Origin of the sequence: Ralstonia sp. OTU4908, assembly GCF_038440115.1 — a bacterium.
Lineage (GTDB): Bacteria > Pseudomonadota > Gammaproteobacteria > Burkholderiales > Burkholderiaceae > Ralstonia > Ralstonia pickettii.
This window is the reverse complement of sequence record NZ_JASATD010000004.1, coordinates 66,227-78,220: the sequence shown is the minus strand read 5'-3', so window position 1 is coordinate 78,220 and position 11,994 is coordinate 66,227. Positions and strand designations below refer to the sequence as shown.

Here is an 11,994-nt window from a genome sequence, read left to right as displayed (position 1 = left end):
CGCCGGGCGGCCGGGTCTGCGCGACCTGGCCGCTTTGCACATCGACCAAGAAGCGAGGAGGAGCAAATGGAGCTGGTCAATCACACGGTGATCAATCTGATCATCTTCGTGCTGGCGATCTACGTCGGCTACCACGTGGTCTGGACGGTCACGCCGGCGCTGCATACGCCGCTGATGGCCGTGACGAATGCCATCTCGGCCATCATCATCGTCGGCGCCATGCTGGCGGCGGGCCTCACGCAAACGGGCCTGGGCCGCACGATGGGCGTGGTGGCGGTGGCGTTGGCGGCAGTGAACGTGTTTGGCGGCTTCCTGGTCACCCAGCGCATGCTGGAGATGTTCAAGAAGAAAGAGCCGAAGGCCAAGGGCGGTCACAACGAGGGAGCCAAGCAATGAGCATGAACCTCGTCACCCTGCTGTATCTGCTGGCGTCGGTCTGCTTCATCCAGGCACTCAAGGGGCTTTCTCACCCGACCACGGCGCGGCGCGGCAACGCGTTCGGCATGACGGGTATGGCGATCGCCGCCGTCACGACCATTGCGCTCATCTACAAGCTCAAGGCCGAGATGTTTGCGGGCACCGAGAGCGGCGCCTCCACGGGTTTCATCCTGATCTTCGCGGGCCTGGTGGTGGGCGGCGGCATTGGCGCCTACGTGGCACGCACGGTCGAGATGACCAAGATGCCCGAGCTGGTGGCCGCCATGCACTCGCTGATCGGCTTGGCGGCGGTGTGCATCGCCACGGCGGCCGTGGCCGAGCCGTCGGCCTTCGGCATCACCGTGGCGGGCGACAACGTGCTGCCGCTGGGCAACCGCGTGGAGTTGTTCATCGGCACCTTCGTCGGCGCCATCACGTTCTCGGGCTCGGTGATCGCCTTCGGCAAGCTGTCGGGCAAATACAAGTTCCGCCTGTTCCAGGGCGCGCCGGTGCAGTTTGCGGGCCAGCACATGCTGAACCTGCTGCTGGCGGTGGCCATGCTCGGGTTCGGCATCCTGTTCTTCCTGAGCCAGAGCTGGCTGCCGTTCATCATCATGACGGCCATCGCCTTTGTGCTGGGCGTGTTGATCATCATCCCGATCGGCGGCGCCGATATGCCGGTCGTGGTGTCGATGCTGAACTCGTATTCGGGCTGGGCAGCGGCAGGCATCGGCTTCTCGCTCAACAATCCGATGCTGATCATTGCCGGCTCGCTGGTCGGTTCATCCGGTGCAATTCTGTCTTACATCATGTGCAAGGCGATGAACCGGTCGTTCTTCAACGTGATCCTGGGCGGCTTCGGTTCTGAAGCATCCGCCGGGGCCGCAGCAGGTGGCAGCGGACAGCAGCGCCCGGTCAAATCGGGCTCGCCGGATGACGCCGCCTTCCTCATGGGCAACGCCGAGACGGTCATCATTGTTCCCGGCTACGGCCTGGCCGTGGCGCGCGCGCAGCACGCCCTGAAGGAGCTGACCGAAAAGCTGTCGGACAAGGGCGTGACGGTCAAATACGCGATCCACCCGGTCGCAGGCCGCATGCCGGGCCACATGAACGTGCTGCTGGCCGAAGCCGAAGTGCCGTACGACCAGGTCTTCGAGATGGAAGATATCAACGGTGAGTTCGGTCAGGCCGACGTGGTGCTGGTGCTGGGCGCCAATGACGTGGTCAACCCGGCGGCCAAGAACGATCCGAAGTCGCCCATTGCCGGGATGCCAATTTTGGAAGCCTACAAGGCGAAGACCATCATCGTGAACAAGCGCTCGATGAACGCCGGCTACGCCGGGCTGGACAACGAGCTGTTCTACATGGACAAGACGATGATGGTGTTCGGCGACGCCAAGAAAGTCGTTGAGGACATGGTGAAATCCGTCGAGTAAAGCGGCGCACTGGCGGCCCCACTGACGGCCGTCAACGGTCCGTCAGGTCAGGTGGGTTCCGCTTGCTCCCGGCGGCGGCAGACAGTAACGTAGTGGAAACGGGCAGCGCCGGCCACACCGACCGTGCGCTGCACCCAGCCCTCTTCCGACTTCTCCCGACGTATGCAACAGGACAGCGCCCTGCCGGTCTATTTCCACCCCACCCTGACGGTGGTGGTCGACGACAGCCAATCGTTCGTGGAAAGCCTTGGGTTCCAGATGGACCCATCGCGTGCGCTGCTGGCCTTCAACGACCCGGAAGAGGCGCTGGCGTGGCTGCGCCAGTGGCATTCGCTGCGCATGCCGGGTTTTCTGCCGGTACGCGTCACCCACGATGATCTGACGTTCTCGACCGAGCGCCGCACGATCCAGCTCGACGTCGACCGCGTCTACCGCCAGATCCACGAGGTCAACCGCTTCCTGCAGCCTTCCGTCATCGTCGTGGATTACTCCATGCCGCGCATGAACGGGCTGGAGTTTTGCGCCAAGCTCAAAGATTTGCCGTGCATGACGATCCTGCTCACCGGCATGGCCGACGAGAACATCGCCGTGCAGGGTTTCAACGACGGCCTGATCGACCGCTACATCAAGAAAGACAATCCGGCGATGGCCGAGCGGCTCAGCGCGGAAATCGAGGCATTGCAGGTTCGCTACTTCAGCAACCTGTCGAGCACACTGCGCGATCTGCTGTCGCGCCACTCGTTCAGCTTCCTCTCAGACCCGGCGATCACACGGCTCGTGCGCGATTTGTCTACGCGCTACCGCTTCATCGAGTACTACCTGTATCCGCACCCCGCCGGCGTGCTGCTGCTCACGGCCGACGGGCGGGCGACGCTCATGGTCATCGAGACCAACGCGAGCATGCTCACGCACCTGGAAAACGCCGAGGCCTACAACGCGCCCGACGCGCTGCTCAAGGGGCTACACGACAAGCAGATTGTCCCGTTCTTCTGGCCCGGCGATGGGATGTACACCCCTGCCTGTGTGGAGTGGGAACAATATTGCCTGCCCGCAGAGGTATGCCAGGGGCGCGAGCCGTATTACTACGCGCTGTTCGACATGCCCAGCCATCTGCTGCCGGCACAGGTCTACAGCTACACCCAATTCCTCACCAACTACAAACAGGATCCGGACGCGCTCACCGGCCGCAAGGCACGCTGAGGTGGTGTTTCCGCTCTGCTCTGCACTGCGGGTTTCCGCATTGTGTGGGTCACATTGGGCAAGTACAATCGATTGGGTCATTCGGCAGCCATGACGTCAGAGCATGGCCCGGTTGAATCGCCCTGATGCATGCGCGGCATAGCTGCGGCATCATGGCGAACACGGGTGCCGGCATGCAACATGCGGTACGGCGCCCCGAGTTCATTACTGTGCGGGATTCTCCTTGAGGGACGATTTGGGATGCAGCAGTGGGCCGCGCGTTCAAGCAGCGTGCGTTGCGGATGTCAGGGGAGTGCATCGTTCCGATCTGGTCACGGTACACGGTTGCACGATTCCCATTGCCACGCTGTTGATCGACGAGCAGTAAAGGTGCCGCCGTCGTAGTACTGAAGGCACCGGCTGCAGTCGATCGTCTTCCCCGATCTTCTCGGAGCGGGTTTGGGCGAGAGACGCCCGGGCTGGCGCATATTGCGCACAGCCAGCGGACGGCTTCAAGCACGCTTTCACGACTGATGCGGCGGCATGCCCGGCAGTGTCGGCGGGGCGCGCCGTATTCGCGGTGCCCGGATCGCGCTACGACCCCGGGTGCGCGGTTGTTGGAGTGAGCGTCCCGCTTGGCAGACGTTTTCCCTGAAGTCTCCGGCAAATTCGCACCGTGTACTCACCCAACCAAATCGATCCCGCGGTCAGCTTCCGCAACTCACAGGGTCAGCAGGTCCGCGGCACCATCATCACGCTGCAGCGGCGTGCCCTGGTGATGGAGATCTACAACCCCTACTCGATCGTGCAGGTGAGCGAGGTGCTGTCCGAACTCGCGATCAAGATGGGGACGCGGCAGGCCTATCTCGGCAAGGCGGTGGTGATCAGCCTGGTGAACACGGGCCTGACCGCCGTCGTCTCGCTCACCCTGATCGACGAATGGCGCGAGCTTTCGGAAGTGGCCGACACGCCCGCCTCGGTCGGCGAAGAAGCGCGAACGTTCGTGCAGGAATGGCAGGAACGTTTCCGCATCCATCGCGACTATCAGATCGTCGTCAACGAGATGCGCGCGTTCCTGGCCGAAGTGTCGCGCTGGGTGGAACAGGTGGATCTGTCGAAGACATTGCCGCGCGAGGACAACAAGCTGCGCATGGATGTCTTCCAGGAGCTGGCCGAGCCGATCATGCTCAAGCTCAAGGGCTACATGGACGGGCTGGAATCGGAAGCGGGCAAGGTCGAGGCGGAGCTTGCGCCCGCGCACCGCACGTTCGCGCAAGCGGCGCTGCATCCGCTGCTGTTGCGCGCGCCGTTCATCTATCGCACGTACACAAAGCCTCTTGGTTATGCGGGCGATTATGAAATGGTCAACCAGATCCTCTCCGACCCGCGTGAAGGTCCGAACACCTACTTCCAGATCGTCAACGCCGCTTTTCTGCGCACCGACGTGGCTGAGGCGCACCGCAATCGCATCGACATTCTTGTGCAGTATCTGAGCGACCTCGCTGCGCAAGCCAAGGCGGCAGGCCGAACGTTCAAGGTGCTGAACGTGGGCTGCGGGCCGGCGGTGGAGATTCAGCGCTTCATTCAGCAGCATCCGGAGCCGTCGTTGCTGGCGTTCGAGCTGGTGGACTTCAGCGAGGAGACTCTCGACTACACCCGCGAGCAGATGCGCCGCGCGATGGACCGCGCGCGCAAGACTGTCAACGTCGATTTCGTGCATGAATCGGTGCACCAGCTGCTTAAGCGGCGCATCACGGCCGACAGCCCGCAAGCCGGCGATTGCGATGCGGTGTATTGCGCCGGCCTGTTCGACTATCTGTCGAACAAGGTCTGCCAGCGCCTGCTCGCCTACTTTGCTTCGCGCACCCGCCAGGGCGGCGCCATTCTTGCGACGAACGTGCACAGCAACAACCCGATGCGGTTCGTCATGGAGCACGTGCTGGAGTGGTACCTCGTCTATCGCGATGAACCGCTGATGGCCGAGCTGCTGCCCGAAGGCTCGCACGACGCGCGTGTCTATACCGACGTGACCGGCGTCAACGTATTCGCCCAGGCCAGCGTGGCCGGGCTTGCCAAATCCGCCGCATAATCCGCCGCCCAGGAACACCATGGAGCCCATTACACATCGCGGATACCAAGCCGAGCTCAAGCAGTTCCGGCTCGTCTTCAGCCGCATGGCCGCCGTCACGGGCATCGTGCTGGTGCTGGCAGGCGTCGGGCTGGACTACGGCATGTATGTCGACAAGCTCTGGCTGTTCGCTTCGCTGCGGGTCATCACGTCGCTCATCATGTTCGCCGCGCTGCTTGTGCTCTACACGCGCTGGGGCGAAGAGCATGTGCAGAGCCTGACGTTCTTCTGGCTGATCTGCCCCCAGATCATGATCTCTTGGATGATCTACGACACCGAGGGCGCCAGTTCTCCTTATTACTCGGGGCTGAACCTGGCGATCTACGCGGTGGGCATGGTCATGCCGATCGGCTTTCTGCAGGCCGTGCTGTTCGGCACCTGCACGTACATCTTCTGGGTGATCGCCTGCACGCTGCATCCCGGCGGCATCCAGTCGCGCGAAATCTTCATCGTGCATTCGCTGTTCATCCTGTTCTCGATCGCAACGAGCACGCTATATACGTACTTCAATGAGCGCGGACGCTTCCAGCTCTTCCGGCTCAAGGAAGAAGTGGCGCAGAAGAACGGGCAGCTGGCGCAGACCAATCAGAACCTCACCGATATCAAGGGCCAGCTCCTGCAGCAGGAAAAGATGGCCGCCATCGGCACGCTGTCTGCTGGCCTGCTGCATGAGATCAACAACCCCGTCAATTTCTGCCTGATGGCGATTGCCGTGGCGCAGGAAGACCCGACCGCCAAGGGCAGCCCGATGCTGCTCGAATGTCTGACCGATGCCAAGGAAGGCATGCAGCGTGTTCAGCACATCGTGTCGGACCTGAAGACTTTCGCCTACCGCAGTCCCGAGAAAGGCGAAGCCAATGCGCCGTTCCTGGCCGAGAAGGCCATCGACTCGGCCATCCGCCTGACGAGCCACGAACTTCGCGGCGTGGCGCTCGAACGCAAGCTGCCGGCCGACACGCTCGTGCGCGGCGACGAGGCGGCCATCATCGGCGTGCTGATCAACCTGCTGTCGAACGCCGCGCTTGCGCTGCAAAAGGTGCAGCGCGAGAACCCACGCATCGAAATTGCCGGTGAGTGGATCGACGATCGCCTGCACGTCGTGGTAACCGACAACGGCCCCGGCATCTCCGAGAAGAACCTGTCGCGCGTGTTCGAGCCGTTCTTCACCACGCGCGACGTCGGCAAGGGGCTGGGCCTCGGCCTGTCGATCAGCTACAGCGTGATCCAGCGCCACGGGGGCACCCTGGCGGTGACGAGCCAGGAAGGCGAATGGGCGCGCTTCACATTCGATCTGCCGCGCTCGGAGTAGATGCATGATGGACACCACGCCGGACACGGTCACCATCCTCTACGTCGACGACGAAGTGCAGGCCTGCAAATGGTTTGCCCGCACGATCGGCGTCGGTTACGAGGTGCTGACGGCCAACAGCGTCGAAGAGGCCAAGACAGTGCTGCGCGATTCGCACGAACGCATCAGCGTGGTGTTGACGGACTTCCGCATGCCCGGCGCCGACGGCACCGAACTGCTGCGCTTCATCGATGCGGAATACGGCGACATTGCGACCATCCTCGTCACCGCGTATGCCGACAAGGACCTGCTGATCCAGGCCGTCAACACCGGGCGCGTGTTCAAGATCCTCGAGAAGCCCTATCAGCCCGAAGACGTTCGGCGCTCGCTGCAGGAGGCGCTGGCCCTGCGCCAGGATTGCCTCTTGCGTACCCAGCGCCTCATGGCAATCGACGAAACGCTGGCCTTTCTCGCGCACGAGCTGAACACGCCGCTGGCCGCCATCTCCAACTTTGCGCGCGGCATCCGCATGCGCGTGGACCAGACCGAGCCGACGCCGGGTGCGCTTCCCGAAATCGGCCGCGCTGCCGACCGCGTGCAGGACAACGCTCGCTACTGCCTCTCGGTGATCGCCACGTTCCTGAACTCCGTGCGCAACACTTACGGCAAGCCCGGCACAGCCGTCACACCCAACAGCGCGGGCGGGCTGATCCGCGCGTTGTTCGATACGTACCCGTTCACGAATGCGCAACGCGAATGGGTGTCGTACCGCGTGGAAGACGACTTCCCGATCCAGACGCTGCCGAACTGCGTGATGCTGGTGCTCTCGTCGCTCACGAGCAATGCCCTGCAGGCGCTGCGGCAGACAAATGCGCCGAAGCTTGAAATCGTCGCCGGCCGTGGGCCGGATCCCAGCAACACGCAGCACATGATCCGCATTGAGGACAACGGCCCCGGCATCGCGCCGGACGTTCTCGCACGGCTGACCATCGACCCCGTGACGACGCGCGCCGAAGAAGGCGGCAGCGGCATGGGCATGATTTTTTGTACGCGGATCATGCAATCGTTCGGGGGAGCGATTGCGATTGACTCTGCACCCAGCGCAGGCACGCGCGTGACTCTGACGTTCCCATGACAAAACCACAAGACTTACGAACCAAGCCGCACGTGTTCCGCGCGTTTGCCGTATCGGCTGCATTTGCTATGAGGAGTGACGGATGACCAATCCCGGGGGCCACATGCCCACTAACCCGCCCAAGATCCTGTACGTGGACGATGAGACATTGGCGCTGACTTACTTCGGCCGTGCCATCGGGTCACTGGCGCCGGTCGTCACCGCCACCTCGGTCGAAGAAGGCAAGCGCATGCTCGACCAGCACGCCGCCACACTCGGTGTGCTCGTGTCGGACCAGCGCATGCCCGGTGAACTCGGCAACGAACTGCTGCGCTATGCACGCGAGCGCTATCCGCACCTCGTGCGCATTCTGACGACGGCTTACTCCGAGATCGAAGACACGGTGGAGGCTGTCAACCAGGGGCAGATTCACCGCTACATCAAGAAGCCGTGGGACATCACCGCGCTGCGCGTGGAGCTGAAGCAGGCATTGGAGTTCTCCGATCTGCGCCGCGAGCGCGACGCACTGCTACGCGAGAAGATGACCGTGCGCCAAAGCCAGACGCTGACGCATCGCATCGGGGCGCTGCAGACGCTGTACCTGGCGGTATCGGGGCTGTCGTCGTTCAGCGCCGTCAACGATTACCTGCGTGCTGCCGCCGCCGTGGGTCTGCAATCGTTGGCACAGCCCGACTGGGCGATGAAGGACTACACCGAGCTGGTCGGCGAAGAAAGCCTGCGCACCGGGGAATTCAGCAACGCGGTGCGGCAGGCCTATCTCGACCTGTCGTCGCGCTTTGACAGCAAGCCGGCGGCCCAGGCGTTGGAGGTGTTGGCCGAGGTGCTGCACGGCAAGGTCACACCCTCCGGCAGCGATGCTGCGGCGGTGGTCGATCTCACCACCCTGACGGAATTCCTGGAAGCCGCGTCGACGCACAAGGTGTCGGACGCGCATGCCAAGTGGCTGGCGTTCCTGCTGTGGCTCGATGGCAAGGGTTGGTCACTGACCGCCGAGCGCAACGGCGAGACGGTCAGGCTGGGCCTGCTCGACAACCAGACGCAGCTCACGCCGGATCAACTCGCGGCGTGGATGGAGCATTTCCAAGGTCAGCAGGCCGCCTGAACCGGGCCCGCTGATGGAACGCAACGCCGATGCTTACGCGTCGGCGTTGTCGTTTGAGGCATCGCCATTTGCAGGCCGCTCGGGCCGCTCCGGTCGATCTCGCATGCCGCCCTTCACCATGTCGAAGCGGAACAGGCGGCACTCGATGTTGCCGTTGTACAGCGGCGTACGCTGCGATTCCTTGAGCCGCATCCGACGCGGCATCGAGAGATCGCCAGTGAAGACGAATGCCTTCCAGCCGGCGAATTCACGCTTGAGCGTGCCGGCAAAGGCCTGCGCAAATTCGTTGGCGGCGGCCTCTTCCTCCGGGTCGACCGGGGGCGGTGGCTCGGGCTGGCGCAGTTCGCGCACCGGACGGCGGCCATCGTCGCTCGGGGCACCCATGGCGCGGCTGGCACGCTCGAACACGGTGCCATCCTCCTCGCCCTCGCCTTCCGACCGGCGGCGGCGTGAACCGTGTGCACCGCGCACGGCGATACGCTCACCGTACGGCGGGTTCATCAACAACACGCCGGCCACCTCAAACGGCGGCTTGCCGAAGCGTGCATCGACCTGCTTGAGCACCGGCTCGCCGGGCAGACCGGCGCGCTGCCAATTCGCGGCGGCATAGGCCAGCATATCGGTGGAAATGTCCGCGCCGGCCACCAATGGCGGCGTACGGCGCATGGACGCGGCGGCCGCATCCGCAGCGGCTTCGCGCAGACGCTTGAAGCATTTGGCATCGTGGTCCTGCAACCACTCGCAGGCGAAGGCGCGTTGCCCGCCCGGTGCAATGCCCAGTGCACGTTGTGCAGCTTCGACGAGGAACGTGCCGCTGCCGCACATCGGATCGTAGAACGGCATGCCGTGGGCACCCGTCCAGCCCGTCAGGCGCAGGATGCCGGCGGCGAGGTTCTCCTTCAGCGGCGCCTCGCCCTTTTCCTGGCGCCAGCCGCGCTTGAAGAGCGGCTCGCCGGTGGTATCGAGATAGATCGTGCAATCGGTCTCGGTCAGGTATGCGTAGATGCGCACGTCCGGCGAGACGGTATCCACGCTGGGGCGCGCGCCCATGCGCTGGCGGAAGCGGTCACACACCCCGTCCTTCACGCGCAGGCCGACAAACTTCAGGCTCTGCAACGGCGATTTGTGCGCGGTCACATCCACGCGGATCATCTCGTCGGGCGTGAAATAGTCTTCCCAGCGCTGCGCTGCGGCCAGCGCGTAGATATCGTCCTCGGAGCGATACCCGCGCGACCCCAGGCGCATCAGCACGCGGCTGGCAATGCGGCTGTGCAGGTTGACAGCATATGCCGCGCCCTGCGTGCCGAAGAAGTGCACGCCGCCCGGTACGGTGCGGCCCACCTCGAACGCGGCCAGCTCATCGACCTCGGGGCGGATGGCGATTTCGGCCAGTTCATCGGCCAGCGCCTGTTCCAGCCCACGGGGGCATGGCGCGAAGTAAGCAGTTGCCATCGGAAAATCAGAAAAAATCAGAATGGCTTCACGACCACCAGGATCGTAATCGCCAGCAACAACAGCACCGGCAGTTCATTGAACCAGCGGTAGAACTTGTGGGAGCGCTTGTTGGCGCCCGCCTCGAACTTGCGCAGCAGCACGCCGCAGCCATGGTGGTATCCGATCGTCACGAGCACCAGCGCGAGCTTTGCGTGCATCCAGCCGTTGGGCGGATACAGTCCAATGCGATAACCCAGGAACAGCCACAGCCCCAGCAGGATCGCGACAATTGCCAGGATGGTCGTAAAGCGGAACAGCTTGCGCGCCATGATCAGCAGGCGCGTGATGGCCGCGCGCTCGGTTTCCATTGCCAGGTTGACGAAGATGCGCGGCAGATAGAACAGCCCGGCAAACCACGACGCAATGAAGACGATGTGAAAGGCTTTGACCCAGAGCATGCGAAGCGTCCCGTAAAAGGCGTGAACCGCAATCGGTAAAAACGTCGCGCCGCTCATGGCGGCGCTTAACGTGCAGCAGTCAATATCAGGTGCGAATCTCGCCGTGCCCGAACACGACGTACTTCAGCGAGGTCAGCCCCTCCAGGCCGACCGGGCCGCGCGCGTGTAGCTTGTCGTTCGAGATCCCGATCTCGGCGCCCAGGCCGTACTCAAAGCCGTCGGCAAATCGCGTGGACGCGTTGATCATCACGCTGGCCGAATCGACCTCGCGCAGGAAGCGCATGCCGGTCGAATAGTTCTCAGTGATGATCGAATCGGTGTGCGCGGAACCGTAGGTATTGATGTGCTCGATGGCGGCATCCAGGCCATCAACGGTGCGTATCGACAGGATCGGGGCGAGGTATTCGGTGTGCCAATCGGCCTCAACGGCATCCTTCAGATTGCCGAAACCAGCCGCTTCCAGCGTGGCGCGCGTGGCCGGGCACACCCGGAGTTCGACGCCCTTGTCCTGGTAGATCCGTGCCAGCGGCGGCAGCGCGCGTGCGGCCACATCGCGCGACACGAGCAGCGTTTCCATCGTGTTGCACGGCGCATAGCGCTGCGTCTTGGCGTTGTCGCACACGCGCACGGCCTTCTCGATGTCCGCGTCGGCGTCGATATAGACGTGGCAGATGCCGTCCAGGTGCTTGATCATCGGCACGCGCGCTTCTTCGATCAGGCGCGCGATCAAGCTCTTGCCGCCGCGTGGCACGATCACGTCGACATATTCCGTCATGGTGATCAGCTTGCCGACGGCCGCGCGGTCCGTAGTGGCCACAACCTGCACGGCGTTGGCGGGGAGGCTAGCCTCGGCCAGGCCTTCCTCGATGAGCGCCGCCAGCGCGCCGTTCGATTCGATCGCTTCGGAACCGCCCCGCAGAATGGTCGCGTTGCCCGACTTGATGCACAGCGCCGCGGCATCCACCGTCACGTTCGGGCGCGACTCATAGATGATGCCGATCACGCCAAGCGGCACGCGCATCTGGCCGACCTGGATGCCGGTGGGGCGGAACTTCATGTTGCTGATCTCGCCGATCGGGTCGGGCAGCGCGGCGATCTGCTCCAGGCCCGCGGCCATGGTATCGATGGCGCGGTCGGTCAGCGTGAGGCGGTCGATAAAGGCAGCATCCTGGCCGTTGGCGCGGGCACGTTCGACGTCGCGGGCGTTGATCTCTTTGAGCTTGGCGGCATCGCGACGGACAGCGGCCGCAATATGCAACAGCGCGCGGTTCTTTTGCGCAGTGCCGGCGCGTGCCATGCCGCGCGAGGCAGTGCGCGCCTGACGGCCGACCAGGGCCATGTATTCGTTGACGTCGAGCTGCTTCATGATGATCGCGACCGGCAAGCTGCCGGCAATTCAGTGTGAGGACAATTCGAA

The 11,994-nt window shown here is 63.6% G+C and carries 10 protein-coding genes; 7 read left to right on the top strand and 3 right to left on the bottom strand.

Annotated elements, in window-relative coordinates:
- Positions 1-66: 66 nt before the first annotated feature.
- From AAHM38_RS05265 to AAHM38_RS05235, 7 genes are all read left to right on the top strand, one after another.
- Positions 67-396 (top strand): NAD(P) transhydrogenase subunit alpha, encoded by a 330-nt coding sequence (locus tag AAHM38_RS05265; RefSeq protein WP_009241494.1) that lies wholly within the window; start codon positions 67-69, stop codon positions 394-396.
- Positions 393-1,853 (top strand): NAD(P)(+) transhydrogenase (Re/Si-specific) subunit beta, encoded by a 1,461-nt coding sequence (locus tag AAHM38_RS05260; RefSeq protein ID WP_012762880.1) that lies wholly within the window; start codon positions 393-395, stop codon positions 1,851-1,853. Before AAHM38_RS05265 ends, AAHM38_RS05260 begins: the two co-directional genes overlap by 4 nt.
- Before the next feature lie 162 nt (positions 1,854-2,015).
- Entirely contained in the window at positions 2,016-3,053 is a 1,038-nt protein-coding gene (locus AAHM38_RS05255; RefSeq protein WP_012762881.1) for a response regulator, read from the top strand.
- A 655-nt stretch (positions 3,054-3,708) separates the two neighbouring features.
- A complete protein-coding gene (gene phcB / locus AAHM38_RS05250; RefSeq protein WP_012762882.1) occupies positions 3,709-5,121 on the top strand; it encodes a class I SAM-dependent methyltransferase PhcB in 1,413 nt (470 codons plus the stop codon).
- 19 nt (positions 5,122-5,140) lie between these two features.
- Positions 5,141-6,469 (top strand): sensor histidine kinase, encoded by a 1,329-nt coding sequence (locus AAHM38_RS05245; protein ID WP_012762883.1) that lies wholly within the window; start codon positions 5,141-5,143, stop codon positions 6,467-6,469.
- A 7-nt stretch (positions 6,470-6,476) separates the two neighbouring features.
- The gene (gene phcR / locus AAHM38_RS05240) at positions 6,477-7,583 is read left to right on the top strand and encodes a two-component system hybrid sensor histidine kinase/response regulator PhcR (RefSeq protein WP_041668533.1); all 1,107 of its coding nucleotides are present in this window, start codon (positions 6,477-6,479) and stop codon (positions 7,581-7,583) included.
- A gap of 82 nt (positions 7,584-7,665) precedes the next feature.
- Positions 7,666-8,685, top strand: coding sequence for a response regulator (locus tag AAHM38_RS05235; RefSeq protein ID WP_012762885.1), 1,020 nt, complete (start codon positions 7,666-7,668; stop codon positions 8,683-8,685).
- A 33-nt stretch (positions 8,686-8,718) separates the two neighbouring features.
- On the opposite strand, the gene AAHM38_RS05230 is transcribed toward AAHM38_RS05235, so the two are convergent.
- The 3 genes from AAHM38_RS05230 to AAHM38_RS05220 form a co-directional block, all read right to left on the bottom strand.
- Positions 8,719-10,137: a THUMP domain-containing class I SAM-dependent RNA methyltransferase gene (locus AAHM38_RS05230; RefSeq protein WP_012762886.1), complete on the bottom strand. Its 1,419-nt coding sequence runs from the start codon at positions 10,135-10,137 to the stop codon at positions 8,719-8,721.
- Between the two features lie 17 nt (positions 10,138-10,154).
- Positions 10,155-10,577 (bottom strand): CopD family protein, encoded by a 423-nt coding sequence (locus tag AAHM38_RS05225; RefSeq protein WP_009277382.1) that lies wholly within the window; start codon positions 10,575-10,577, stop codon positions 10,155-10,157.
- Positions 10,578-10,662: 85 nt separating this feature from the next.
- On the bottom strand, positions 10,663-11,943 hold the full coding sequence (locus tag AAHM38_RS05220) for a glutamate-5-semialdehyde dehydrogenase (RefSeq protein WP_012762887.1): 1,281 nt from the start codon (positions 11,941-11,943) through the stop codon (positions 10,663-10,665).
- Positions 11,944-11,994 lie beyond the last annotated feature (51 nt).

Coding starts and splice junctions, on each gene's coding strand:
- phcR (WP_041668533.1), top strand. CDS start 6,477: ATGGACACCACGCCGGACACGGTCACCATCCTCTACGTCGACGACGAA.
- AAHM38_RS05260 (WP_012762880.1), top strand. CDS start 393: ATGAGCATGAACCTCGTCACCCTGCTGTATCTGCTGGCGTCGGTCTGC.
- AAHM38_RS05230 (WP_012762886.1), bottom strand. CDS start 10,137: ATGGCAACTGCTTACTTCGCGCCATGCCCCCGTGGGCTGGAACAGGCG.
- AAHM38_RS05225 (WP_009277382.1), bottom strand. CDS start 10,577: ATGCTCTGGGTCAAAGCCTTTCACATCGTCTTCATTGCGTCGTGGTTT.
- AAHM38_RS05220 (WP_012762887.1), bottom strand. CDS start 11,943: ATGAAGCAGCTCGACGTCAACGAATACATGGCCCTGGTCGGCCGTCAG.
- AAHM38_RS05235 (WP_012762885.1), top strand. CDS start 7,666: ATGACCAATCCCGGGGGCCACATGCCCACTAACCCGCCCAAGATCCTG.
- AAHM38_RS05245 (WP_012762883.1), top strand. CDS start 5,141: ATGGAGCCCATTACACATCGCGGATACCAAGCCGAGCTCAAGCAGTTC.
- AAHM38_RS05265 (WP_009241494.1), top strand. CDS start 67: ATGGAGCTGGTCAATCACACGGTGATCAATCTGATCATCTTCGTGCTG.
- AAHM38_RS05255 (WP_012762881.1), top strand. CDS start 2,016: ATGCAACAGGACAGCGCCCTGCCGGTCTATTTCCACCCCACCCTGACG.